This window comes from Kribbella turkmenica, from assembly GCF_004348725.1.
Lineage (GTDB): Bacteria > Actinomycetota > Actinomycetes > Propionibacteriales > Kribbellaceae > Kribbella > Kribbella turkmenica.
The window spans coordinates 12,908-37,669 of record NZ_SMKR01000027.1; the positions used below are offsets into that span (position 1 = coordinate 12,908).

General features: G+C 69.6%; 21 protein-coding genes. 15 read left to right on the forward strand and 6 right to left on the reverse strand.

The features are described from left to right. The first annotated feature begins 85 nt into the window (after positions 1-85). The 4 genes from E1218_RS08605 (at position 86) to E1218_RS08620 (ending at position 4,994) form a co-directional block, all read left to right on the forward strand. Positions 86-931 carry an MIP/aquaporin family protein gene (locus tag E1218_RS08605; protein WP_132318054.1) on the forward strand — a complete coding sequence of 282 codons (846 nt, stop codon included), beginning with the start codon at positions 86-88 and terminating at the stop codon, positions 929-931. A gap of 30 nt (positions 932-961) precedes the next feature. Beyond that, positions 962-2,479 carry a glycerol kinase GlpK gene (gene glpK / locus E1218_RS08610; protein ID WP_132318055.1) on the forward strand — a complete coding sequence of 506 codons (1,518 nt, stop codon included), beginning with the start codon at positions 962-964 and terminating at the stop codon, positions 2,477-2,479. Between the two features lie 45 nt (positions 2,480-2,524). Beyond that, the gene (locus tag E1218_RS08615) at positions 2,525-4,237 is read left to right on the forward strand and encodes a glycerol-3-phosphate dehydrogenase/oxidase (protein ID WP_233712104.1); all 1,713 of its coding nucleotides are present in this window, start codon (positions 2,525-2,527) and stop codon (positions 4,235-4,237) included. A gap of 67 nt (positions 4,238-4,304) precedes the next feature. Continuing rightward, positions 4,305-4,994, forward strand: a complete 690-nt coding sequence (locus E1218_RS08620) for a hypothetical protein (RefSeq protein ID WP_132318057.1) — start codon at positions 4,305-4,307, stop codon at positions 4,992-4,994. Between the two features lie 13 nt (positions 4,995-5,007). Here E1218_RS08620 and glpK (E1218_RS08625) read toward each other — a convergent pair whose 3' ends face one another. The 5 genes from glpK (E1218_RS08625) to E1218_RS08645 form a co-directional block, all read right to left on the reverse strand. Then, positions 5,008-6,513 (reverse strand): glycerol kinase GlpK, encoded by a 1,506-nt coding sequence (gene glpK, locus E1218_RS08625; RefSeq protein ID WP_132318059.1) that lies wholly within the window; start codon positions 6,511-6,513, stop codon positions 5,008-5,010. A gap of 21 nt (positions 6,514-6,534) precedes the next feature. Next, the gene (locus tag E1218_RS08630) at positions 6,535-7,293 is read right to left on the reverse strand and encodes an IclR family transcriptional regulator (RefSeq protein ID WP_132318061.1); all 759 of its coding nucleotides are present in this window, start codon (positions 7,291-7,293) and stop codon (positions 6,535-6,537) included. 51 nt (positions 7,294-7,344) lie between these two features. Next, on the reverse strand, positions 7,345-9,855 hold the full coding sequence (locus E1218_RS08635) for an ABC transporter permease (protein WP_132318063.1): 2,511 nt from the start codon (positions 9,853-9,855) through the stop codon (positions 7,345-7,347). Continuing rightward, positions 9,855-10,598 (reverse strand): ABC transporter ATP-binding protein, encoded by a 744-nt coding sequence (locus E1218_RS08640; RefSeq protein ID WP_132318065.1) that lies wholly within the window; start codon positions 10,596-10,598, stop codon positions 9,855-9,857. Before E1218_RS08640 ends, E1218_RS08635 begins: the two co-directional genes overlap by 1 nt. A 231-nt stretch (positions 10,599-10,829) precedes the next feature. After that, a complete protein-coding gene (locus E1218_RS08645; RefSeq protein ID WP_132318067.1) occupies positions 10,830-11,717 on the reverse strand; it encodes a RecB family exonuclease in 888 nt (295 codons plus the stop codon). 124 nt (positions 11,718-11,841) lie between these two features. Here E1218_RS08645 and E1218_RS08650 point away from each other — a divergent pair, with 124 nt between their 5' ends. The 5 genes from E1218_RS08650 (at position 11,842) to E1218_RS08670 (ending at position 17,252) form a co-directional block, all read left to right on the forward strand. Beyond that, on the forward strand, positions 11,842-12,714 hold the full coding sequence (locus tag E1218_RS08650) for an intradiol ring-cleavage dioxygenase (RefSeq protein WP_132318069.1): 873 nt from the start codon (positions 11,842-11,844) through the stop codon (positions 12,712-12,714). 48 nt (positions 12,715-12,762) lie between these two features. Beyond that, entirely contained in the window at positions 12,763-13,917 is a 1,155-nt protein-coding gene (locus E1218_RS08655) for a site-2 protease family protein (RefSeq protein ID WP_233712105.1), read from the forward strand. Between the two features lie 60 nt (positions 13,918-13,977). Further along, positions 13,978-14,928: a tRNA (adenine-N1)-methyltransferase gene (locus E1218_RS08660; protein ID WP_132318071.1), complete on the forward strand. Its 951-nt coding sequence runs from the start codon at positions 13,978-13,980 to the stop codon at positions 14,926-14,928. An 87-nt stretch (positions 14,929-15,015) separates the two neighbouring features. Then, a complete protein-coding gene (gene arc / locus E1218_RS08665) occupies positions 15,016-16,761 on the forward strand; it encodes a proteasome ATPase (RefSeq protein WP_132318073.1) in 1,746 nt (581 codons plus the stop codon). Between the two features lie 125 nt (positions 16,762-16,886). Next, on the forward strand, positions 16,887-17,252 hold the full coding sequence (locus tag E1218_RS08670) for a hypothetical protein (protein ID WP_132318075.1): 366 nt from the start codon (positions 16,887-16,889) through the stop codon (positions 17,250-17,252). Here E1218_RS08670 and E1218_RS08675 read toward each other — a convergent pair. Further along, positions 17,249-17,764: an NUDIX hydrolase gene (locus E1218_RS08675; RefSeq protein ID WP_132318077.1), complete on the reverse strand. Its 516-nt coding sequence runs from the start codon at positions 17,762-17,764 to the stop codon at positions 17,249-17,251. The genes E1218_RS08670 and E1218_RS08675 overlap by 4 nt on opposite strands. Before the next feature lie 73 nt (positions 17,765-17,837). Here E1218_RS08675 and dop point away from each other — a divergent pair, with 73 nt between their 5' ends. From dop to E1218_RS08705, 6 genes are all read left to right on the forward strand, one after another. Then, positions 17,838-19,358, forward strand: a complete 1,521-nt coding sequence (gene dop / locus E1218_RS08680) for a depupylase/deamidase Dop (protein WP_132318079.1) — start codon at positions 17,838-17,840, stop codon at positions 19,356-19,358. Between the two features lie 57 nt (positions 19,359-19,415). After that, complete coding sequence (locus E1218_RS08685) at positions 19,416-19,625, forward strand: ubiquitin-like protein Pup (RefSeq protein ID WP_130448384.1); 210 nt, start codon at positions 19,416-19,418, stop codon at positions 19,623-19,625. Positions 19,626-19,633: 8 nt separating this feature from the next. After that, positions 19,634-20,476, forward strand: coding sequence for a proteasome subunit beta (gene prcB, locus E1218_RS08690; RefSeq protein ID WP_132318081.1), 843 nt, complete (start codon positions 19,634-19,636; stop codon positions 20,474-20,476). A 30-nt stretch (positions 20,477-20,506) separates the two neighbouring features. Further along, positions 20,507-21,358, forward strand: coding sequence for a proteasome subunit alpha (prcA, locus tag E1218_RS08695; RefSeq protein ID WP_132318083.1), 852 nt, complete (start codon positions 20,507-20,509; stop codon positions 21,356-21,358). Positions 21,359-21,426: 68 nt separating this feature from the next. Next, a complete protein-coding gene (locus E1218_RS08700) occupies positions 21,427-21,990 on the forward strand; it encodes an NUDIX hydrolase (protein WP_165949186.1) in 564 nt (187 codons plus the stop codon). Between the two features lie 113 nt (positions 21,991-22,103). Then, positions 22,104-24,737, forward strand: coding sequence for a beta-N-acetylglucosaminidase domain-containing protein (locus E1218_RS08705; protein ID WP_132318087.1), 2,634 nt, complete (start codon positions 22,104-22,106; stop codon positions 24,735-24,737). Positions 24,738-24,762 lie beyond the last annotated feature (25 nt).

Here is a 24,762-nt window from a genome sequence, read left to right on the forward strand (position 1 = left end):
GAACGGCGAGCGTTGTGCCGCCTCGCGATCGCTCCTAGATTCCAGCCAGCCGTGGTCGTCACGGCATTGGAAGGGAGGTCAGCAGATGGCAACGACCGAAGCGGTCAAGTCGAAGACTTTGCTCGGTGAGTTGGCGGCCGAGTTCGCGGGCACCTTCATTCTCATCATGTTCGGTGTCGGCGTCGTTGCGCAGGTGGTGGTCGGCGCCGGTGCGTACGACGGTGCGCTCGGTGACCACGACTCCATCGCGTGGGCCTGGGGTCTCGGCGTCGTGCTCGGCGTCTACACGGCAGGCAGGATGACCGGCGCGCACATCAACCCTGCCGTCACGCTCGCGATGGCGGTCTTCCGTGGCTTCTCCTGGAAAAAGGTGGTGCCGTACTCGGTGGCGCAGTTCCTCGGCGCCTTCGTGGCCGCGCTGCTGGTCCGGTGGAACTACAGCGAGGGGCTGAACAAGGTCGATCCCGGTCTGACCATCAAGAGCCAGGGCGTCTTCTCGACCCTGCCGGGCAACGGTGTCGACATCGGGGTCGGGATGTGGGGCGGCTTCCGTGACCAGCTCATCGGCACCGCGCTGCTGCTCTTCCTCGTGCTGGCGGTCGTCGACATGCGAAACACGTCGCCAGGCATGAACATGGCGCCGTTCATCATCGGCCTGATCGTCGTCGCCATCGGCATGGCCTGGGGCACCAACGCCGGCTACGCCATCAATCCCGCTCGTGACTTCGGACCGCGGCTCGCCTCGTTCATCACCGGCTACGACACGGCGTTCCGAGATCAGTTCGGCGATCTGTACTTCTGGGTGCCGATCCTGGGTCCCCTCATCGGCGGCCTGATCGGGGCCGGACTCTACGAGCTGCTGATCGGCCGGTTCCTGCCGATCGCCGAAGACGAGACCGAGCCGGGCCGGGTCCCTGAGGAGACCACGTAATGACAACCCTGCAGCAGGAGAGGACTTCCCATGGCTGACTTCGTCGGCGCCGTCGACCAGGGCACCACGAGCACCCGCTTCATGATCTTCGACCACTCCGGCAACGAGGTGGGCATCCACCAGCTGGAGCACAAGCAGATCCTTCCGCAGGCCGGCTGGGTCGAGCACAACCCGGTGGAGATCTGGGAGCGGACCAGCTCGGTCATCCGGACCGCGATGAACGCGCAGGGTTTGCATGCGAGCGACCTGGCGGCGCTCGGCATTACCAACCAGCGTGAGACGGCCGTGGTCTGGAACCGCAAGACCGGGCGCCCGTTCTACAACGCGATCGTCTGGCAGGACACCCGCACGGACCGGATCGCCTCCGCGCTCGAACGCGAGGGCAAGGGCGACGTGATCCGGCAGAAGGCCGGTCTGCCGCCCGCGACGTACTTCTCCGCGGGCAAAATCCAGTGGATCCTCGAGAACGTCGACGGGGTCCGCGAAGCCGCCGAGGCCGGTGACGCCGTCTTCGGCAACACCGACACCTGGCTGCTGTGGAACCTCACGGGCGGTACGGACGGTGGCTCGCACATCACTGACGTGACGAACGCCAGCCGGACCATGCTGATGAACCTGGAGACGCTCGACTGGGACGACGAACTGATCTCGTTCTTCGACATCCCACGGCAGATGCTGCCCGAGATCCGGCCGTCGTCAGACCCGAACACGTACGGCGAGACGCTGACCAGCGGACCGCTGGGTGGCCAGGTTCCGCTGACGGGTGACCTCGGTGACCAGCAGGCGGCCACCGTCGGCCAAGTCTGCTTCAAGCCGGGCGAGGCCAAGAACACCTACGGCACCGGCAACTTCATGCTGCTGAACACCGGCACCGAGCTGGTCCGGTCGAAGGCCGGCCTGCTCAGCACCATGTGCTACAAGTTCGGCGACGAGGCGCCGGTGTACGCGCTCGAGGGATCGATCGCGGTGACCGGGTCGGCGGTCCAGTGGCTGCGGGACCAGCTCGGCATCATCTCCGGTGCGAGCGAGACCGAGACGCTGGCCCGGCAGGTCCAGGACAACGGCGGCGTGTACTTCGTCCCGGCGTTCTCCGGCCTGTTCGCGCCGTACTGGCGCTCGGACGCCCGGGGCGCGATCGTCGGGCTGTCGCGGTTCAACACCAACGCTCACCTGGCGCGAGCAACACTGGAAGCGATCTGCTACCAGAGCAGGGACGTCGCCGACGCGATGGAGAAGGACTCCGGCGTCAAACTCGACGTGCTGAAGGTGGACGGCGGGGTGACCGCGAACGAGCTCTGCATGCAGATGCAGGCGGACATCCTCGGGGTACCGGTGAGCAAGCCGGTCGTCGCGGAGACCACCGCGCTGGGGGCGGCCTACGCGGCCGGCCTGGCCGTCGGCTTCTGGAAGAACAAGGAAGAACTGGTGCAGAACTGGAACGAGGACAAGCGGTGGGAGCCGCAGTGGGACGACGACGCCCGGGCCAAGGGGTACGCCGGCTGGCAGAAGGCCGTTCAGCGGACGCTCGACTGGGTCGACGTCGACTGATCACCCTCGGGTACGACGAGTAACGCAATCGGAAGGAACAGCACAGTGGGCGCAGTGGCTCTGTCACCGCAAGCGCGGACCGAGGCCATCGACGCGATGGCCGACGGCCGGGAACTGGACGTCCTGGTGATCGGTGGCGGGGTGGTCGGCACCGGCTCGGCCCTCGACGCCGCGACCCGGGGCCTGACCACCGGACTGCTGGAGGCGCGCGACTTCGCGAGCGGCACCTCCAGCCGGTCCAGCAAGTTGGTCCACGGCGGCCTGCGGTACCTGGAGATGCTCGACTTCCGGCTGGTGCACGAGGCGTTGCAGGAGCGCGGGCTGCTTTTGCAACGCCTGGCACCGCACCTGGTGAAGCCGGTGCCGTTCCTCTATCCGCTCCAGCACCGCTGGTGGGAGCGGTTCTACGCCGGCGCCGGAGTCGCCATGTACGACGGCATGGCGGTCAGCTCGGGGCACGGCGCCGGACTCCCGATCCACCGGCACCTGACCCGGCGCGGCGCGATGCGGCTGATGCCGAGCCTGAAGAAGTCGGCCCTGGTGGGCGCGATCCAGTACTACGACGCCCAGGTCGACGACGCCCGGCACACGATGGAGCTCGCCCGGACGGCGGCGTCGTACGGCGCGCACGTGGCGAACCGGGTGAAGGTCACCGGTTTCCTCCGCCAGGGCGAGCGGGTGACCGGGGTGCAGGCCAAGGACCTGGAGAGCGGCCGCGAGTTCGAGGTCCGGGCCAAGCAGGTCGTGAACGCGACCGGAGTCTGGACCGACGACACCCAGGCGATGGTCGGCGAGCGCGGCCAGTACCACGTCCGCGCGTCCAAGGGCATCCACCTGGTGGTGCCGAAGGACCGGATCCAGTCCAGCACCGGGATGATCCTGCGGACCGAGAAGTCCGTGCTGTTCGTCATCCCGTGGGGCCGGCACTGGCTGATCGGCACCACGGACACCGAGTGGAACCTGGACAAGGCGCACCCGGCCGCGACCAGCAAGGACATCGAGTACCTGCTCGACCACGTGAACGCCGTCCTGAACACGCCGCTGACCCGCGAGGACGTCGAGGGCGTCTACGCCGGCCTCCGGCCGCTGCTGGCCGGTGAGTCGGAGAGTACGTCGAAGCTGTCCCGCGAGCACGTGGTCGCGCACGCCGCGCCGGGTCTCGTGGTGGTCGCCGGCGGCAAGTACACGACCTACCGGGTGATGGCCAAGGACGCGATCGACGCGGTCGCGAACGCCCTCGACGGGCGGGTGCCGAAGTGCACCACCAAGAACATCCCGCTGGTCGGCGCCGACGGCTACCACGCGCTGTGGAACCAGCGGCACCTGATCGCCCGGCGCTCCGGCCTGCACGTCGCCCGGATCGAGCACCTGCTGAACCGGTACGGCGCCCTGATCGAGGAGGTTCTCGAACTGGTCGCGGAGGACCCGTCGCTCGGTGAGCAACTGCCCGGCACGCAGGACTACCTGAAGGCCGAGATCGTGTACGGCGCCAAGGCCGAGGGCGCCCGTCACCTCGACGACATCCTGGCCCGGCGGACCCGGATCTCCATCGAGGCCTGGGATCGCGGGGTCGGCGCCGCCGAGGCCGCGGCCCGGCTGGTGGCCCCGATCCTCGGTTGGGACGAGGCAACGATCGAGCGCGAGGTGTCGTTCTACCTGCGCCGGGTCCAGTCCGAGCGCGACTCCCAGGAGCAGCCGGACGACGAGTCCGCCGACAAGGTCCGCCTGGAGGCCCCGGACATCGTGTCCCCGGCCTGAGCCGGGTTCGACCCCTGGACGGGTCCGCCCTCCCGTGGCTTACTCGAGGTGAACCGGGGGAGGGCCGATGGTCGAAACGGGGCTGGACGCACCGGGTAGGCAGTGGCGGACGATGTCCGTCACCACCGGGGTCGCCGGGCTGGCCGGGTTCGTGCTGGTGGCCGTCAGCCAGGCCCTGGTGCAGGCCGGTGGAGGCGAGCCGGCGTTCGACGCACCGGGCCAGGAGATCCTCGGCTTCTTCGAGACCCGCAACGACACGCTCTACCCGATCGGCTCGTTCCTCGGGCTGATCGCCGTACTGGCGCTGTTGTGGTTCTTCGCCGGGTTCTGGGTGGTGCTCCGGTCGGCCGAAGGGATGCCGCCCTGGCGGTCGGTGGTGGCACTCGGGTCGGGGCTCGTCTACGTCGTCCTGGTGATGCGGCCGGGCTGGGATCTCGCCGGGTTCCGGGCCGACGAGGGGGTGGATCCGCAGCTCGCCCGGCTGGCCTACGACAACGGCAACCTGGGCTTCGCGAACGCGTGGCTCGCGCTGGCGAGTTTCCTGGTCGCGGCCGGCTGGATCATCCTTTCCACCCGGGCGTTGCCGGCCTGGCTCGGCTGGGTCGCGCTGGCGGCAGCCGCCGGTTTCCTCGCGGGCCGGGCGTTCTGGACGACTCCGATCTGGTTGATCCCGTACGCGGCGTACTGGCTGTGGACGATCGTCGTCAGCGTCCAGTTGCTGCGAGGACGCCTGCGAACCGCGTCGGCCGCGCAGTGAGGACCGGCGCCGGCTACTCCGGCCGGATCCAGTTGAAGGTGCGCTGGACAGCGGCCTTCCAGTTCTCGTACTCCGTCGCCCGCCGGGCCGGGTCCATGTGCGGCAGCCACTGGCCGGCCCGGTGCCAGTTGCTCCGGAGCCCTTCCAGGTCGGGCCAGTAGCCGACGGCCAGCCCGGCGCCGTACGCCGCGCCGAGCGAGACCGTCTCGGTCACCATCGGCCGCACCACCCGGACGTCCAGCAGATCGGCGAGGAACTGCATCAGCAGATTGTTCGCCGTCATGCCGCCGTCGACCTTCAGCGCGGTCAGCGCGATACCGGAGTCGGCATTCATCGCGTCGACCACCTCAAGCGTCTGGAAACCAGTTGCTTCCAGCACTGCCCGGGCCAGGTGGCCCTTGGTGATGTAGCCGGTGAGTCCGGCGATCACGCCGCGTGCCTCGCTGCGCCAGTGCGGCGCGAACAGGCCGGAGAAGGCCGGCACGATGTACGCCCCGCCGTTGTCCTCGACGGTCCGGGCGAGCGTCTCGATCTCGGCCGCGGTGTGGATGAGCCCGAGCCCGTCGCGGAACCACTGCACCAGGGACCCGGTCACCGCCATCGAGCCTTCGAGCGCGTACGATGCCGGTTCGGTGCCGATCTGGTAGGCGACGGTGGTCAGCATGCCGTGCTTGGACCGGACGATCTCCTGCCCGGTGTGCAGCAGCAGGAACGAGCCGGTGCCGTACGTGCACTTCGCCTCGCCCGCACTGAAGCAGGTCTGACCGAACAGCGCGGCCTGCTGATCGCCGAGCGCGGCCCCGATCCGGACCCCGGGCAGGACCTCGGTCGCCAGGCCGAACACTCCCGACGACGGCCGGATCTCCGGCAGGATCACCCGCGGCACGTCGAACGCCTCCAGCAGCGTGTCGTCCCACTGCAGGGTCTCGATGTTCATCAGCATCGTCCGGCTGGCGTTCGTCACGTCGGTGACGTGCAGGCCGCCGTTCACCCCGCCGGTGAAGTTCCAGATCAGCCAGCTCTCCATCGTGCCGAACAGCACCTCACCGCGCTCGGCCCGCTGCCGCAGCCCGGTGGTGTGGTCCAGCATCCAGCGGATCCTCGGCGCCGAGAAGTACGTCGTCAGCGGAAGACCGCACAGGTCCGCGAACCGGTCCGGGCCCTGGTCGCCGGCGAGCTCGCTGACGAGGCGGTCGGTCCGGGTGTCCTGCCAGACCACCGCGTGGCCGATCGGCTGTCCGGTCCAGCGGTCCCAGAGCAGGCTGGTCTCCCGCTGGTTCGCGATGCCGATGGCAACGATCTGGGACGGCTCCGCGCCGATCTGCCGGACGGCGGCCGGGACCACCCTGGTCACGTTCCGCCAGATCTCGGTCGCGTCGTGCTCGACCCAGCCCGGCCGCGGGAACAGCTGCCGGTGCTCCCGCTGCGCGACCGAGACCAGCCGGCCGCGGCGGTCGAACAGAATGCACCGGGACGAGTTCGTCCCCTGGTCGACTGCCGCCACGTACTGCTCAGCCATGCCGCCACCCCCGTCGAAGCATCAGCTGTCCTCCCGCAGGTCCCGGCCGATGGCCTCGGCGGTGGCCCGGACCATGCTGATCAGGTCCGGACGGTGCCGCAGCCGGCTGTCGCAGATGCGCTCGATCCGGCCGGTCATCCCGACCGCCCCGACCACGAGTCCGCCGAGCCCCCGGATCGGCGCCGCGATACTGGCCATCTCGACGATGTACTCCTCGCACTCACCGGCCCAGCCCTTGGTTCGGACCGCGGCGAGCTCGTCGGCCAGCCGGGCCGGGTCGACGATCGTGCGGGTGGTGTAGGCCTCGAGCTTCGCCGGGCGGGCGGCGCCGCTGGTGTCGAACGCCAGTACGGCCTTCCCGAGCGCGCAGGCGTGCGGCGGCAGCGTCGTACCGACGTCGAGGTCCTGATCGCTGTCGTCGGGCCGGAAGACGTGGTGGACGACGACCAGTTTGCCCTCGACCAGGCGGCCGACGCGGACGACCTCGCCGCTGCGGGAGGCGAGCGAGTCGGCCCAGTTGATCGCGCGGCTGCGCAGCTCGTTCGAATCCAGGTAGGTCTCGCCGAGCCGGCCGAAGGCGTCGCTCAAGTGGTAGTGCGCGCCGCTGTGGTCCTGCTCGACGAACCCGACCTGGTGCAGGGTCCGGAGAATCCCGTGCACGGTCGTCTTCGCCAGCCCGAGCGCGTTGCCGAGGTCGGCGACCCCGAGCCCGTCGGGTGCGGCCGCAAGCAGTCGCAGCACAGCGGCAGCCCGCTCGATGGACTGCACAGTGCCCGGCACACCGGCAGGTTATCGGTGATTCGTCCGCATTGCTCCAGTTCGGTGCAGGCCTTACTCCGTGGCGATCGCTCGCAACACATCGAGGCGCGCGGCCCGGCGTGACGGCCAGAGCGCGGCCAGCACCCCCACGGCCCCCGCCAGCAGTACGGCGACCAGCAGTTGCGGCACCGGGACGTCCAGCACACTCAGCCCGTCATCGACCATGACCCGCTGTACCGACGCCGCGAAGACGACGCCGATCGCCAGCCCGAGCAGCGCGCCGAGCAGACAGATCGCGATCGACTCGACCCGCAGCATCCGGCGCAACTGCGGCCGGTCCATCCCGATCGCGCGCAGCAGGCCGATCTCGCGGGTGCGTTCGACCACCCCGAGTGCGAGCGTGTTCACGATGCCGAGGATCGCGATCAGGATCGCCAGTCCCAGCAGCATCCCGATCACGCCCAGCGCGACGTTCACCGGGCCCCGGGCACTGGCGACGTACGCCTGCTGGTCCCGGACCTGGATCGTCGGATAGTCCTTCAGCTCCGCGCGGATCGCCCCGGCCGGGGAGGCTCCGGGCGCGGCGTCGACGTACAGCACCGAGTCGGTCGTCGCGCCACCGATCGACGCGTACGTCGGCAGCGAGACGACGATCGCGTTGAGCTGGCGGTTCGGGGCCAGGATGCCGGCCACCGTGAGCCCGTGCCGGCCGGTGTTCGTCGTCAGGTCGAACGTCTCACCCGTCGACAGGTCCAGCGTCTTGGCCAGGGTGCGGGGGACAAGGGCCTGGCCGCCGCCGAGTCCGTCGAGGGAGCCGGCGTCGAGCTTCGCGGTGATCGGGCCGTCGAGGGTGCCGTCGCTGACTCCGCTGACCTGGACCGTGCGATCGCCGGCCTTGCCCTGCTGCTGGCGGACCCGGTGGACCGATTCGACTCCGGCGACCTTCCCGATCCGGTCGGCGACCGCCGGGCTGAACGTGGCCGGGTCGTCCGAGCTGACGACGAGTTCCGACGTACCGATCGCGTCGGTGATGTCCCGCTCGATGGACGCCTTGGCCGAGGCGGCGATCACCAGCAGGCCACTGATCAGGGCGACCGCGATCATCAGCGCCGACGCGGTCGCCGACGTACGGCGTGGGTTCCGCTCGGCGTTGCGGCGACCGAGGATGACGGGCGCCTCGCGGCCGAACGGCCACATCAGGGCGCGAACGGCGTACCGGCTGACGAGCGGACTGGTCATCACGACGCCGAGCAGCGTGATCGCGGCGGCGAACGCGAGCAGGACGGCACCGGTCAGACCGCGGGCCCGCACACCGATCAGGTAGAGCACGACCGCCATGAGCAGCATGAACCCACCGATGGCCAGCCGGAAAAGCAACGACCGTTCGGGCAGCGCGACCTCGTCGCGGAGCGCGGCCATCGGCGGGAACCTCCCGGCACGGCGGGCCGCCGGGTACGCCGCCGCGACCGTGACGACGATGCCGACGAGATAACACGCGACGACCGTCCCCGGATGAACCTGCAGCGCAACGTCGGGGATCGACAGGTCGAGCCGGCGATAGCCGAACCGGATGCCCGCGGCCACGCCGATGCCGAGGAGCAGACCGAGCGTCGAGCCGATCGCGCCGATCACCAGGCCCTCGACGAGGACCGAGGCGGTGACCTGCCCGCGGGAGGCGCCGATCGCCCTGAGCATGGCGAGCTCGCGGGACCGCTGCACGACCAGCATCGCGAACGTGTTGACGATCAGGAACGCGCCGACGAACAGCGCGAGCCCGGCGAACAGGACCAGAACCGCGCTGTAGCCGCCGAACGCGTCGTCGAGCGCGTTCTCGCCGGCGGCCGCGACCTGATCCGCGGTGCGCACCTGCACGTTGTCACCGAGCGACTTGGTGATCGCCTGGCTGACGGTGGCCGGGTCCGATCCGGCGGTGACGGCCACGCCGACCGAGGTCCAGCCCGGTTCGCCCAGGAGCAGCAACTGGGCGGTCGCCGGGTCGAAGGTGACCAGCGGCGCACCGGCCGCGGGCCCGGACAAGGGCGGGCTGGTGATCGCGGTCAGCTCGGCGGTGACGGCCTCCGTTCCGGTGACCACGCGGACCTGGTCGCCGACTACGTACCCCTCACGGGATGCGGTCGACTGGTCGAGGGCGAGCTGGGACCCGCCCCACGGCGGCCTCCCGTCGAGCACCCGGAACGGCGCCGTCGCGGCGTCCCGCGGCCACGCGCCGCCGTACGTCGGCAGGCCGTACGTCTCGGTCGGCTTCCCGTCGGCGCCGAGGATCTGGACGTCGCGGACCAGCAACTCCGGGTTGGCTCCGGCCACACCCGGTACGGCGGCGATGCGCTGGACCGTGTCGGACGTCAAGGTCGCCGGCCGGCCGGTGCGGACCCCGACCGGGTCGACCGGGGTGACGGTGATGTCCGCGGTACTGCCGGAGAAGTTCTTCTTCAGCGCGGCCGACAGCGTGTCGGTGAACACCATCGCGCCGCCGACGAAGGCGGTCCCGAGCAGCACCGCGACCGTGCAGAGGACGAACCGCGACCGGTGCGCAAGGACCGACCGGAGACCGAGCCGCACCATCAGCCGGCCGCAGCGGCGGTCGCGTCGAGCTGCTTCATCGTGTCGAGCACGCTCTCGGCCGTCGGGTCGAGCAACTCCGACCGCAGCTCACCGTCGGCGAGGAACAGCACGCGATCGGCGTACGACGCGGCGGTCGGGTCGTGCGTGACCATGACGACGGTCTGGCCGAAGTCCCGGACGGAACGGTGCAGGAAGGCGAGGACGTCGGCGGACGACCGCGAGTCCAGGTTGCCGGTGGGCTCGTCGGCGAACACCACATCCGGCCGGGCCGCGAGCGCGCGGGCGCAGGCGACCCGCTGCTGCTGTCCGCCGGAGAGCTCCGACGGCTTGTGACCGAGGCGGTCCTTCAGGCCGATGGTGTCGATGACGGTGTCGAGCCACTCCTGATCGAACTTCCGGCCGGCCAGGTCGAGCGGCAGTGTGATGTTCTCCAGCGCGGTCAGCGTCGGAACCAGATTGAACGCCTGGAACACGAACCCGATCCGGTCGCGACGCAGATGCGTCAGCTGCTTCTCCGGCAGCCGGGTGATGTCGAGGTCCCCGACGAACACCTGCCCCGCGGTCGGCTTGTCCAGCCCGGCCAGACAGTGCAGCAGCGTCGACTTCCCGGACCCCGACGGCCCCATGATCGCGGTGAACCGCCCCTGCCCGAACTCGGCCGTCACGTCGGCGAGCGCATCCACCTGCGTCTGACCGCTGCCGTACCGCTTCCACAACCCCGAACCCCGAACCGCCACGCTCATGCGACGAACGCTATCCACCCGAGGTTCCTTCGCGCCCCCCACCCGGCCGCGGACCGCCGCCAACCAGCCGCCAACCAGCCGCCAACCAGCCGCCATCCAGCCCCTCAGTGGTGCCTGACACAACTTATGGAGGGAGCGCACAGGAAATAACCGATGTCAGCCCACCACATCCTGTACAAGCCCACCACAGCGGCCCTCCGCAAGACGAACTCCCGCGCCGACGCGCGTGGGTCAGCCGTCGACGCTGACGAGATCCACCCCGGCGGACTCGGCGGCGACCTCCTCCACTGAGCGGCTCGGCAGCGGCGGAGGCGTGCCACCCCACGCCGGGCACAGAGCCTTGTGGTCGCACCACTCGCACAGCGGACCCGGGCTGGGACGCCAGTCACCTGACTCGAGCGCCCGCGTGATCGCCATCCACAGCGCGGACACCTTGCGTTCACAAGCGCGCAGATCGGCCTCGTCCGGGACGTAACGGACGATCTCGCCGTTGCCGAGGTACACCAGTTGGAGCATCGCCGGTACGACGCCGCGCAGCCGCCACAGCACGAGCGCGTAGAACTTCATCTGGAACAACGCCTTCGCCTCGAAGAACTCCGAGGGCGAGCGACCGGTCTTGTAGTCGACCACGCGGATCTCGCCGGTCGGCGCGACGTCGAGGCGGTCGACGTACCCGCGCAGCACCAGACCCGACTCGAGCTCGGTCTCGACGTACAACTCCCGCTCGGCCGGCTCCAGGGCGTTCGGGTCCTCCAAGGTGAAGTACTTGCCGAGCAACTGGTGCGCCTCGGCCAGCCAGGCGGCCAGCTCCTCACCACTCGCGTCCTCGGCGAACAGCTGGGCCACTTCGGGCTCGGCAGCCAGCACCTGCTGCCACTGCGGCTCCAGCATCTCGGCCGCGTGCGCGAGTGTCCGCTTGCCCCGCGGCAGGTCGAACAGCCGCTCCAGCACGCCATGAACGACGGTGCCGCGGACGGCGGCGGCCGACGGCTTCTCCGGCAGCCGGTCGATCACGCGGAAGCGGTACTTGAGCGGGCAGCTCATGAAATCCGCGGCCCGGGACGGCGACAGTGCCCCTCCCGGATGCGCATGCGGATCTGCCGCGACTGCGAGGCTCATGCCAGAACCCTAAGCGAGTCCGCCGACACTTCGCGGCCCCACACCCCGGTCCTGTGGAAAACCTCCCAGCGAGTTCCCAGCAGGCTTTCGGCGAACCATCGGTCTCGCTTGCCACGCTGTTGCCATGACGCCACCACCCAAACCACCCCGCGAACACGACCTGGGCCTCGACCACGACCTGCGGACGCTGCAGCGCCGGCGCCTCCTCGGCCTGTTCGCCGGCGCCGGCCTCGTCGCGGTCGCCGGCTGCTCGCCCGATCAGCCGACCGATTCGGCCACCACCGGCCAGACCTCCACGACACCGTCCGCCACCACGACCACCGGCACTCCCTCGACCGGCACCCCCTCGGCCAGTACGACGACCGGCACCACCGTCGACGAGATCCCGGAGGAGACGGCCGGCCCGTACCCCGGCGACGGCTCCAACGGCCCGAACGTGCTGACCGAGTCCGGCATCGTCCGCAAGGACATCACCAGGTCTTTCGGATCCGCGTCCGGCGTCGCCACCGGCGTACCCCTGACCGTCGAGCTGACCGTCCTGGACGCCGCCAAGGACACAGTGCTCCCGGGTGCGGCCGTGTACCTGTGGCACTGCGACGCGCAGGGCCGCTACTCGCTCTACTCCGACGGCGCCACCGAGGAGAACTACCTGCGCGGCGTCCAGGCGGCGGACGCGAACGGCAAGGTCACCTTCACCTCGATCTTCCCGGCCGCCTACCCGGGCCGTTGGCCGCACATCCACTTCGAGGTGTACTCGAGCCTGTCCGAGGCCACCGCCGCCGGGAAGATCAGCGCGACCTCGCAGCTCGCGTTCCCGAAGGACGTCTGCGACACCGTCTACGCCACCGACGGATACGACGGCAGCGCGCGGAACCTGGAGCGGACGTCGCTCGAGGACGACAACGTGTTCGGCGAGGACGACGGGGTTCACCAGCTCGCCACGGTGACCGGCGACGTCGGCAGCGGGTACCTCGCGACGCTCGCCGTCGGCGTGTGACCCGGGTAGGTAGCACGGAGCTACCATCGGGCAAGTAGCGTTGGGGCGATGCCAGAACCGCGTGATCCTCAGAGCCCCGCCCAGTCGGCCGGCCCACCGCCGCCCGGTACCTGGGTTCTCGGTCGTGTCCGCGGGATCCGGCTCACGATGCGGTTCACCTGGCTGCCGGTGGCGATGCTGCTGGCGATCGGGTTCGCCGCGATCATCGGGCAGCAGTTCCCCGGCCTGGGCAGCTGGCGCTACCTGGCCGCCTTCGCGTTCGTGGTCGCGTTCACGGTGTCGATCCTGGTGCACGAACTGGCGCACGCGCTGATGGCGATGCGGTTCGGCATCGGGGTGTCCGAGATCAACCTCGGTTTCTTCGCGGCCGGGACGCACATCGAGGGCGAGCGGAAGTCACCATTCGAGGAATTCGCCGTCTCGGTGGTCGGCCCGATCGCCTCGCTGGTGATCGGCGGCACGGCGTACCTCGGTTCACGCGCCTTCGACGAGGGCGTCGCGTACGTCGCCCTCTGGGAGCTCGGGGTCGCCAACCTCATCGTCGGCGTGACCAACCTGCTGCCCGGCCTCCCGCTGGACGGCGGCTGGGTGCTGCGCGCGGCGGTGTGGAAGGTCACCGGCAACATGCACACCGGCACCATCGTGGCCGCCTGGGCCGGCCGGCTGCTCGCGATCACGGTGCTCGCGGCCCCGGTCCTGCTGGAGGAGATCTGGGGACGGCAGCCGTCCATGATCGACTTCCTGATCGCGCTCGCGGTCGGGTTCTTCCTCTGGATGGGGTCGACCGCGTCGTTGATGCAGGCCCGGCTCAAGCGCAGGTTGCCGCAGCTGCAGGTCCGCACGATGGCCCGGCGCGCGATCGCCGTCCACGCCGGCACGCCGATCTCGGAGGCGGTCCGGCTGGCGAGCGACGCGCAGGCCGGGGCGGTCGTGGTGATCGACGGCGAGGGCAAACCGCACGCGCTGGTCTCGGAGTCCGCGGTCGCCGCGGTGGCGCAGAACCAGCGCCCCTGGACCAACGTCAGCGAGGTCGCGACCCGGATCGGGCCGGGCCACATCATCGGGGTCAACGACACCGGTGAGGAGATCCTCAAGACGCTCCGCGAGCACCCCGCGTCGGAGTACCTGGTGCTCGACGCCGGCGGGTCCGTCTACGGCGTGCTGGCGACCGCTGACATCGAGCGGACCTTCCGGGGCCGCTGAGCAGCCTGGAGCCACCTGGGTTACGCCGTACAGGTGACGGAAAGTTAAGGTGAGCGCCTTATGGCTGACTTGCGTGACTTCCCCGACCAGGCGTATTCCGGGGTCCACCACGGCCCGTTGCAGGCGGGGGAGTGGATCACCCTTCAGGACTCCAAGGGCCGCCGGCACTCGGTGTTCCTGGAGCGCGGGAAGATCTTCCACACCACCAAGGGCGGGATCGCGCACGACGACCTGATCGACGGCCCGGACGCGGTGGTGATCAGGTCCAGGGGCGGTGTCGAGTACCTCGCGCTGCGGCCGCTGATGGCCGACTATTCGGTCTCGATGCCGCGCGGCGCGGCCGTGATCTACCCGAAGGACACCGCGCAGATCGTGACCATGGCCGATATCTTCCCGGGCGCGAAGGTGGTCGAGGCCGGGGCCGGCTCCGGCGCGCTGACCACCGCGCTGCTGCGCGCGGTCGGCATCCACGGGCAGGTGATCTCGTTCGAGCGCCGCGAGGACTTCGCCGAGGTCGCGCGGAAGAACGTGACCGGCTTCTTCGGCGGCGAGCACCCGGCGTGGCGGCTCGAGGTCGGCGACCTGGTCGAGAAGCTGAACGAGCGGGACGTGGACCGCGTCGTCCTGGACATGCTCGCGCCGTGGGAGTGCGTCGACGCCGTCGCCGAGGCGTTGTCACCCGGCGGGGTGTTCTGTGCGTACGTCGCCACCACGACCCAGCTGAGCCGGGTCGTGGAGACGCTGAGGGCTCACGGCGAGTTCACCGAGCCCCGGGCCTGGGAGTCGCTGGTGCGCGACTGGCACGTCGAGGGTCTGGCCGTCCGGCCGGGGCACCGGATGCAGGGTCACACGGCGTTCCTGGTGACCTCGCGGAGGATGGCGCACGGCGTCCAGGCACCCCGGAAGAAGCGCCGTCCGGCCCCCGGTGCGTACGGCGACGACTACTCCGGACCGCGTCGTGCCGAGGGACCCGCGGAATCATCCGGAGACATGCCGGGAGCAACGGACTGATCCGCAACCGACACGTGATGGGATTCAGCTTGCCCGGTGAGGTTTTCTGGGTAAGGTCCATAGGGTCGAGCCCCACATGGTGAGGTGATGATCGTGGCTGGAGACGAGAGTCCTACCGCGGCAGAGCTGCGTAACCAGGTCCGTTACCTGGAAGCCGAGGTCGCAGCGTTGCGGCGTCGGTTGCTGGAGCACCCGGCTGACAGCCGGTCGCTCGAGAGCAGGCTGTCCGAAACCCAGGCCTCGCTGGCGAGTGTCACCGCTCAGAACGAGCGGCTGGCCGAGACGCTGCGGGAGGCGCGAGAGAAGATCATCGCCCTGAAGGAGGAGGTCGACCGGCTGGCGCAACCGCCGTCCGGTTTCGGCACCTTCCTCGGACGCAATGACGACGACACGTTGGACGTGTTCACCGGTGGGCGCAAGCTGCGGGTCGCGGCGAGTCCTTCGGTCGACCTGGACGCGCTGAAGCTCGGCCAGGAACTGATGCTGAACGAAGCACTCAACGTGGTCGAGGCCTGTGACTTCGAGGTCGTCGGCGACGTGGTGATGCTGAAGGAGCTGCTGGCCGACGGCGAGCGGGCGCTGGTGATCGCACAGGCGGACGAGGAGCGGGTGGTGCGGCTCGCGTCGCCGCTGCTCGACATCCCCCTGCGGGCCGGTGACTCGCTGCTGCTGGAGGCCCGGTCCGGGTACGTCTACGAGAAGATTCCGAAGTCCGAGGTCGAGGAGCTGATCCTCGAGGAGGTCCCGGACATCGACTACACCCAGATCGGCGGCCTGACCGGCCAGATCGAGCAGATCCGGGACGCGGTCGAGCTGCCGTACCTGCACAAGGACCTGTTCCTCGAGCACGAGCTGAAGCCGCCGAAGGGCGTCCTGCTGTACGGTCCGCCGGGCTGTGGCAAGACGCTGATCGCGAAGGCGGTGGCGAACTCGCTGGCCAAGAAGGTGGCCGAGAAGACCGGGGTGGAGGGGCAGAAGTCGTTCTTCCTCAACATCAAGGGTCCGGAGCTGCTGAACAAATATGTCGGCGAGACCGAGCGGCACATCCGGCTGGTCTTCCAGCGGGCCCGCGAGAAGGCGTCCGAGGGCATGCCGGTGATCGTGTTCTTCGACGAGATGGACTCGCTGTTCCGCACCCGCGGCTCCGGTGTCTCCTCCGACGTCGAGAACACCATCGTCCCGCAGCTGCTGAGCGAGATCGACGGCGTCGAGGGCCTGGAGAACGTCCTGGTCATCGGTGCCTCGAACCGTGAGGACATGATCGACCCGGCCATCCTGCGGCCCGGCCGGCTGGACGTGAAGATCAAGATCGAGCGCCCGGACGCCGAGGCGGCCCGGGACATCTTCTCGAAGTACCTGACCACCAGCCTGCCGTTGCACACCGACGACCTGAACGAGTTCGGCGGCGACCGGGGCGAGTGCGTCAACGGGATGATCCAGCGCACCGTCGAGCGGATGTACACCGAGGCCGACGAGAACCGGTTCCTCGAGGTCACCTACGCCAACGGCGACAAGGAAGTCCTGTACTTCAAGGACTTCAACTCGGGTGCGATGATCCAGAACATCGTCGACCGGGCGAAGAAGATGGCGATCAAGGCCTACCTGGACGAGAACCAGAAGGGCCTGCGGGTGCAGCACCTGCTGCAGGCGTGCGTGGACGAGTTCAAGGAGAACGAGGACCTCCCGAACACGACCAACCCGGACGACTGGGCCCGGATCTCGGGCAAGAAGGGCGAGCGGATCGTCTACATCCGGACGCTCATCTCCGGCAAGCAGGGCACCGAGCCCGGCCGCTCCATCGACACCGCGACGAACACGGGTCAGTACCTGTAACCCGCCGTACGCCGACCGCCCCCGGACCACGTGTCCGGGGGCGGTTCGCGTCTTCGGACCGTGAAAGGGGTGCGGCCGGGGTTTCCCCTGATCACGGACCGGCCGCTGCAGGTTACCGTTCTCGTATGGCGACGGACGAGGTGCGCAAGGACCTGCGCGCGGCGGTGGAGGCGCGGCAGGAACTGGGTGCGGAGTACGAGAACGAGATCATCGAGAGCTTCCTGGACAAGCTCGACGCCCGCGACGCCCAGCGCCACGGCCGGGACCTCCAGCACCGGCGGGAGGACCAGATGCTGGAGGCGGCCGGCCTGAAGCGGCGGGAAGGGTCCGATCCCGGCGGGCTGGCGCTGGCGATCGTCTCGGTGACCTGCGCGATCCCGATCACCGCCATCGCCGCCGACATGACCGGGCTGCCCGGCATGCTGATCAGCTGGGCCGGCCTGGTGGGCATCAACTTCGCCTGGCGGACCAACCGGCGCAGCGCCGGCTAGGCGGGGCCTGAGGGCGCGTCCACGAGGCTCCGGACGTACGGGCCCAGCAGCGCCGTCGTGTCCGGGACGAACGGCCACTCGTCCAGGCGCCGTACGAGCTCCTCCGGGGACATCCACGCGCCCCAGGAGACCTCCTCGGGCTGGTGGGTCACCGGGCCGTCCCAGACGCACGTGTACAGGTACGCGTGGTAGTTCGTGGACTCGTCGGCGTAATCGCCCTCCGGCAGCTTGACCAGGTCCGTCCCGCTGATGCCGAGCTCCTCGGCCAGTTCCCGGACGACGGCGTCGTCAGGGTCCTCGCCGGCGGCTATGACACCGCCTGCCGAGAAGTCGTAACACGCCGGGAAGACGTCCTTGGTCTCGGTCCGGCGGTGCACGTAGATGTCACCGGCCGGATTCCGGACGAGGACGCCGGTCGCCGCGTGCCGCAGGTTGTCCCGGCGCATCACCGAGCGCGGTGCCGAGCCGGTGACATGGTTGTCTTCGTCCAGGATCGCTACGATTTCGTCCACCCGGGAAGTTTCACACGTAACCCTGTGGACACGGCAACGGCGTTCGGTGGCGGTACCGCGTAGGCTCGTTCGCATGAGTGTTCGGCGGATCATGGGAACCGAGACCGAGTTCGGCATCTCGGTTCCGGGCCAGCCCGGGGCCAACCCGATGCTGACCTCGAGCCAGGTGGTGAACGGGTACGCGCAGACGCAGCCGCTCGCGCGCAAGACGCGGTGGGACTTCGACGAGGAGCACCCGCTCCGGGACGCGCGCGGGTTCGACCTCAGCCGGGAGGTGGCCGACTCCAGCCAGCTCACCGACGAGGAGACCGGTCTGGCGAACGTGATCCTCACCAACGGCGCCCGCCTGTACGTCGACCACGCCCACCCGGAGTACTCGGCGCCCGAGACGACGAACCCGCGGGACGTGGTCGTCTGGGACAAGGCCGGTGAGCTGGTGATCATGGAGGGCGCCCGGCAGGCCCGGCAGATCCCCGGTGCTCCGCCGCTGAACCTCTACAAGAACAACACCGACAACAAGGGCGCGTCGTACGGTTCGCACGAGAACTATCTGATGCGCCGCTCGACCCCGTTCGCGTCGATCGTGCGGCACCTGACGCCGTTCTTCGTCAGCCGGCAGGTGGTCACCGGGGCCGGCCGGGTCGGGATCGGCCAGGACGGCACCGCGCACGGCTTCCAGATCAGCCAGCGGGCCGACTACTTCGAGGTCGAGGTCGGCCTGGAGACGACGTTGAAGCGGCCGATCATCAACACCCGGGACGAGCCGCACGCGAATCCGGACCGCTACCGCCGGCTGCACGTGATCATCGGCGACGCGAACCTGTCCGAGATCTCGACGTACCTGAAGGTCGGCACGACGAGCCTGGTGCTGTCGATGATCGAGGACGGCTGGCTGACCGACGACCTGAGCGTGGACCGTCCGGTCACCGCGCTCCACGAGGTCAGCCACGACCCGGCCTGCACCCACCTGATGACGCTCAAGGACGGCCGCAAGCTGACGGCGGTCCAGCTCCAGACGGAGTACCTGGAACAGGCCCGCAAGTACGTCGAGGACAAGTACGGCGACGACGCGGACCGGCAGACCAAGGACGTGCTGCACCGCTGGGAGCAGGTGCTCGACCAGCTGGCCACGGACCCGATGAAGCTCGCTGACCAGCTGGACTGGGTGGCGAAGCTGAAACTGCTGCAGTCGTACCGAGACCGCGACGGCCTGGAGTGGGACGACTCGAAGCTGCACCTGGTCGACCTGCAGTACGCCGACCTGCGCCCGGACAAGGGTCTTTACTACAAGTTGGTGAAGGCCGGCCGGATGCAGCGTCTGGTCACCGACGAGGAGATCCGGATGGCGGTCTCGCACCCGCCGACCGACACCCGGGCCTACTTCCGGGGCCGCTGCATGCAGCAGTACGCGCCGCAGGTCGCGGCCGCGTCCTGGGACTCGGTGATCTTCGACCTGCCGGGCAAGGAGTCGCTGCAGCGGATCCCGACGCTGGACCCGTTGCGGGGCACGAAGGCCCATGTCGGAGCCCTTTTGGACCAGTGCGACACCGCGAGTGACCTGGTTCGCACCATTACTGGGGGCGCCGCCGGGTAGGGTCGCTATTGAGGGTCGGTTGGGCGGCCCTCCCAGCGGTTCTAGGAGGTGTGTGCCATGGCGAAGGACGGCGGGCAGCAGCACAAGCAGCCGAAGCGTTCCTCGACCGAGGAAGAGGTCGAGCAGGTCGAGGCGTCGGAGGACGTCCAGGAGCGCAAGGAGCGGCTCGACGAGGACGTCGACTCGATTTTGGACGAGATCGACGAGGTGCTCGAGGAGAACGCCGAGGAGTTCGTCCGCGGATTCGTGCAAAAGGGTGGGGAGTGAACCGCTCGATGACATTCGATGCCTCCGGCCGGTTGCCGGAAGCCTTCCTGACTCCAGGTGGCTCGTCGTTCATGGACTTCCTGGCCGGGCACGCGCCCGACCTGTTGCCGGGACGGCGCAGCCTGGGGTCGGCCGACTACTCCAACGACGTCCCGCACGGTACGACGATCGTCGCCGCGACCTTCCCCGGTGGCGTGGTGATGGCCGGCGACCGGCGGGCCACGATGGGCAACATCATCGCCCAGCGTGACATCGAGAAGGTGTTCCCGGCCGACGAGTACTCCGCGGTCGCGTTCGCGGGCTCGGCCGGGTTCGGGCTCGAGATGGTGCGGCTGTTCCAGGTGGAACTGGAGCACTACGAGAAGCTCGAGGGCACCACGCTCAGCCTGGACGGCAAGGCCAACCGGCTGAGCGCGCTGATCCGGGGCAACCTGGCGATGGCGATGCAGGGCCTGGCCGTGGTCCCGCTGTTCGCGGGCTACGACGAGGACATCAAGGGCGGCCGGATCTTCTCCTACGACCCGACCGGCGGGCGGTACGAGGAAACCCACTTCCACAGTGTCGGCTCGGGTTCGCTGTTCGCCCGGGGCGCGCTGAAGAAGCTCTACCGCGAGGACCTGTCCGCGGCCGACTGCGCGACGGTGGCGATCCAGTCGCTGATCGACGCCGCCGACGACGACTCGGCGACCGGCGGGCCGGACATGCTGCGGCGGATCTTCCCGGTGGTCGGCGTGGTCACCGCGGACGGCTATCAGCGGCTCCCCGAGGACGACGTGGCCGACATCGTCGACCGCGCGTGGGCCGAGCGGCACAACCGCCCGGACGGGCCGGCCTCGGCGACCCTGACCTGACCCATCGACTGATAGAGGACGACACCTTCGATGAGCGTTCCGTTCTACGTCTCGCCCGAACAGCTGATGCGGGACCGGGCCGACTTCGCCCGCAAGGGCATCGCCAAGGGCCGCAGCGCGATCGCCCTGCAGTACGCCGACGGCATCCTGTTCGTCGCGGAGAACCGGTCGCCGGCGCTGCACAAGGTGGCCGAGATCTACGACCGGATGGCGTTCGCCGCCGTCGGCCGGTACAACGAGTTCGAGAACCTGCGGATCGCCGGCGTCCGGCTGGCCGACATGCGCGGGTACTCCTACGACCGGCGCGACGTGACCGGCCGGGCGCTCGCCAACGCCTACGCGCAGACGCTGGGCGCGATCTTCTCCTCCGGCGGTGAGAAGCCGCTCGAGGTGGAGATCCTGGTCGCCGAGATCGGTGCCACCGCCGCCGACGACCAGATCTACCGGCTCACCTACGACGGCTCGATCGCTGATGTGCGCGGGTACGCCGTCATGGGCGGGCCGGCCGAGCAGGTCGCGGACTACGTCGGCGAGCACTACCAGGAGGGCATCTCGCTGGCCGGTGCGCTCCGGCTGGCGGTGGACGCGCTCGGGCACGACGGCAGCAGCGATGTGCGGGAGCTGACCCCGGACCAGATCGAGGTCGCGGTGCTGGACCGGACCCGGACGCAGGTGCGCAAGTTCAAGCGCATTTCGGAGGAGACGCTCGCGCGCATCCTGTCCGAGTCCCGTCCGGACACGACCCCGTCGGAGTCCGCGGCCGAGGCGCCGGTGGAGGCCGATGCGACCCCCACGGCGGCCGACGACAGCCCGGAGGCGTCCCCGGCGGACGACGTACCGGTGGCCCCGCCGGAAGACCCGGACGACGACCGCCCGCTGTGACCGACCAATCGGCGAAGCGTGCGCCCGGCCGCGCTGCGGCCGGGCGCGCGGGCGTAGAGGAGGACCAGGTGTCCGGGGGCGCAGACCCGGGGGACTGGGAGCTGCTGGACGAGCGGCTGGGGTTCGATGGGTATCTGACGGTCAACCAGCGCCGCTACCGGCTGCCGGACGGGCGGGAGGTCGACTGGGACGTCTTCGGGCCGAAGACGGTCTCCGGGATCACGTCCGGGATCACTGTGCTGCCACTGACCCCGGAGGGCCGGATCGTCACGATCCGGATCTTCCGCCCGGGGCCCGACCGCGTGGTCACGAACCTGCCGGGTGGGCTGGTCGAGCCGGGCGAGGACCCGGCCGTGGCCGGTGCCCGCGAGCTGGAGGAGGAGACCGGCTACACCTGTGAGTCGTTCGAGCTCGTCGGCTGGAACTGGTCGGCCGCGTCCTCGGTCTACCGCAAGTACGTCGGGATCGCGCGCGGCTGCCGTCCGGACGGGCAGCAGGCGCTGGACGAGTTCGAGGACTGCGTCCCGGTCGAGCTCACCGTGGACCAGCTCCGGGCCGAGCTGCGGACGCCGGGCGCGATGACCGGGATCGACGCCGCGTACGTCGCGCTCGACCACGCCGGGCTGATCTGACCGCGAGGCCGCGATACCGAACTGACTGGAACTGGTCACCTCGTGTACTTGACGAGCAGGTTTGCGCACTGAGTGGATGGAAGTAGCACGCCCTTCCGCCCGAGGAGTTGCTCATGCGCCGCGTCGACCTCCCGGTGATCCTGCTGATCGCCGCCCAGATCTTGTCCGTACCGGCCGCTTCGGCCGCCAGTTCGAGAGAGGCCGCGGTGTCGCCGGAACCTCAGCAAACCGTCACCCGCCGGGACGGGTTCCCGCTCGGCCGGACCGTCGGCCTGGTCCACGGCCCGACCACTGACCCGGACGCCGAGCGCGTCGTCCGCGAGACCCTTGCGCGGGCCGGCGTACGGACCGTTCGTGACCGGCCTGGAGACGTGACCATCTGGCTCGGTGGCAGTGAGCAGGCGCTGCGCGAGCTGGAGGTGGAGCCGGCAGCCGGCCTGCCCGACGAGGGGTACGTCGTCGCGATCGGCCGACGGCAGATCGTGCTCGACGGCGTGGACACCGACGGCACGTACTACGCGGCCCGGACGTTCGCGCAGCTCGTCGACGGCAACCGGGTGGACGGCGTCGAGATCCGGGACTGGCCGACGATGCGGTACCGCGGCTCGATCGAGGGCTTCTACGGCACGCCGTGGTCGCACGCCGACCGGCTCGACCACATCGACTACCTCGGCGCGCACCGGATGAACACGTACGAGTACGCGCCCAAGGACGATCCGTACCACCGCGAGCAGTGGCGCGACCCGTACCCGGCCGACAAGCTGGCCGAGCTCGGTGAGCTGATCGAGCGCGGGCAGCGGAACAAGGTCGACTTCACCTTCGCGCTCTCGCCGGGCCTGTCGATCTGCTACACCTCCGACAGCCACTACCAGGCGCTGGTCGCCAAGTTCGAGTCGCTCTACGCGCTCGGTGCCCGGGCGTTCAACGTGCCGCTGGACGACATCGACTACAACACCTGGCACTGCCCGGAGGACCGGGAGAAGTACGGCACCGGCGGCGGTGCGGCCGGTCAGGCGCAGAGCGAGTTGCTGAACCGGATCCAGCGTGACTGGGTCGCGTCGAAGCCGGACGTGGCACCGCTGCAGATGGTCCCGACCGAGTACTACAACGTCACCGAGACGCCGTACAAACAGGCGTTGCGGGAGCAGCTCGACAGCGCGGTGGTCGTGCACTGGACCGGGATCGGCGTCGTCCCGCGGACAATCACGACCGCACAAGCGGCCCGGGCGAAGGCGGTGTTCGGGCACGACATCCTGATCTGGGACAACTACCCGGTCAACGACTACGCGGCCGGCCGCATCCTGCTGGCCGACTACAGCGGCCGCGAGCCAGGGATCGCCGAGCACGTCGCCGGTGTGATCTCCAACCCGATGAACCAGGCGGCGGTCAGCAAGCTCGCGCTCTACTCGTTCGCCGAGCTCGGCTGGAACCCGGCGACGTACGACGAGCAGGCCTCCTGGAACCACGCGATCGCGGAGCGCGCCGGGGGAGACCGCACGACGATCGCGGCGCTGGAAGTGTTCGCCGACCTGAACACCTACGACTCGACCCTGCACCCGGAGAGCGCCCCGGTGCTCGCGGCGAAGACCGGGGAGTTCTGGAGAACCTGGCGCGCCGGTCACGAGGACAGCGCGATCGAGCGGATCCGCCCGTACTTCGACGCGATCGAGAAGACGCCCGGACAGCTCCGGCGAGGCGTGCAGGACCCCGCGTTCGCCGACGAGGCGAAGGCATGGCTCGACGCGACCGTGCTCTGGGGTGAGGCGCTGCAGCGCTCGCTGCGCCTGCTCGGCGAAGTGGCCGAGGGCAACGGGCCGGAAGCGTGGAAGAGCCGGCGACGGATCGACGAACTGGTCACCCAGGCGAAGGCGATCCGCGACGTCCGGCTGCCGCACTCGAACACCTACCCACGGATCGGCGAGGGCGTCGCGGACGCGTTCCTCACCGAGGCCGGCCGGGTCCACGACCAGTGGATGGGCCTCGAGCCCGGACGGACGGCGACCAGCTCACAGGGCACGTACGCCGACAACGTTCCCGCCCGGATGATCGACGGCGACGAGTCGACCTTCTTCTGGAGCAACGGGGCACCGGTGGCCGGTGACGAGATCCGGGTCGACCTCGGCGCGCCGCGGGCGATCGGCGACATCGCCGTCCTGATGGGCAAGTCGGGCAGTCCGCAGGACTTCATCCACTCCGGTGTCCTCGAGTACTCGACCGACGGCTCCAGCTGGACCGAGCTCACCCGGGCGACAACCGCCGAGGTGCGGTTCACCGCCGACGCGACCGCCCGGTACGTGCGCTATCGCGCGCTGGCCGACAATCCGTCGTTCTGGCTGGTGGTCCGGGAGTTCTCGGTCGAGGTGACGGACGGGTCCGAGTTGGTGCTCACGGCAACGGGTACGCCGGCGCCGGCCGAGGGCTCGGCATTGGCGGATGCCGTCGACCACGACGTGTCGACGGCCTACCGCGCGGCCACAGCTGCCGGCGAGGGCGACGCGCTCGTCGTCACCCTGTCGAGCCCGCGCACGCTGGATCGGGTCACTGTGCTGCAGGCGCAGGACGCGGCCGCGACCGGCGTCCTCGAGGTGAAGACGGCGGCCGGCTGGCAGCGGGCCGGCACGGTGAACGGCGCGTACACGGCGGTCACCGTCCCCGAGGCCGACGTCGAGGCGATCCGGGTCAGCTGGTCGGCAGGCGACGTACCTCCGCAGGTTCACGAGGTGATCCCTCACTCGGTCGCCAAATAGGTTGCCGGGAGGCGGGCAGGGCTTC

Excerpts from the sequence above, each read along its gene's own strand:
- E1218_RS08605 (WP_132318054.1), top strand. The coding sequence starts at position 86 with ATGGCAACGACCGAAGCGGTCAAGTCGAAGACTTTGCTCGGTGAGTTG.
- glpK (WP_132318055.1), top strand. The coding sequence starts at position 962 with ATGGCTGACTTCGTCGGCGCCGTCGACCAGGGCACCACGAGCACCCGC.
- E1218_RS08620 (WP_132318057.1), top strand. The coding sequence starts at position 4,305 with ATGGTCGAAACGGGGCTGGACGCACCGGGTAGGCAGTGGCGGACGATG.
- glpK (WP_132318059.1), bottom strand. The coding sequence starts at position 6,513 with ATGGCTGAGCAGTACGTGGCGGCAGTCGACCAGGGGACGAACTCGTCC.
- E1218_RS08635 (WP_132318063.1), bottom strand. The coding sequence starts at position 9,855 with ATGGTGCGGCTCGGTCTCCGGTCGGTCCTTGCGCACCGGTCGCGGTTC.
- E1218_RS08640 (WP_132318065.1), bottom strand. The coding sequence starts at position 10,598 with ATGAGCGTGGCGGTTCGGGGTTCGGGGTTGTGGAAGCGGTACGGCAGC.
- E1218_RS08645 (WP_132318067.1), bottom strand. The coding sequence starts at position 11,717 with ATGAGCCTCGCAGTCGCGGCAGATCCGCATGCGCATCCGGGAGGGGCA.
- E1218_RS08650 (WP_132318069.1), top strand. The coding sequence starts at position 11,842 with ATGACGCCACCACCCAAACCACCCCGCGAACACGACCTGGGCCTCGAC.
- E1218_RS08655 (WP_233712105.1), top strand. The coding sequence starts at position 12,763 with ATGCCAGAACCGCGTGATCCTCAGAGCCCCGCCCAGTCGGCCGGCCCA.
- E1218_RS08660 (WP_132318071.1), top strand. The coding sequence starts at position 13,978 with ATGGCTGACTTGCGTGACTTCCCCGACCAGGCGTATTCCGGGGTCCAC.
- arc (WP_132318073.1), top strand. The coding sequence starts at position 15,016 with ATGATCGTGGCTGGAGACGAGAGTCCTACCGCGGCAGAGCTGCGTAAC.
- E1218_RS08670 (WP_132318075.1), top strand. The coding sequence starts at position 16,887 with ATGGCGACGGACGAGGTGCGCAAGGACCTGCGCGCGGCGGTGGAGGCG.
- dop (WP_132318079.1), top strand. The coding sequence starts at position 17,838 with ATGAGTGTTCGGCGGATCATGGGAACCGAGACCGAGTTCGGCATCTCG.
- E1218_RS08685 (WP_130448384.1), top strand. The coding sequence starts at position 19,416 with ATGGCGAAGGACGGCGGGCAGCAGCACAAGCAGCCGAAGCGTTCCTCG.
- prcB (WP_132318081.1), top strand. The coding sequence starts at position 19,634 with ATGACATTCGATGCCTCCGGCCGGTTGCCGGAAGCCTTCCTGACTCCA.
- prcA (WP_132318083.1), top strand. The coding sequence starts at position 20,507 with ATGAGCGTTCCGTTCTACGTCTCGCCCGAACAGCTGATGCGGGACCGG.
- E1218_RS08705 (WP_132318087.1), top strand. The coding sequence starts at position 22,104 with ATGCGCCGCGTCGACCTCCCGGTGATCCTGCTGATCGCCGCCCAGATC.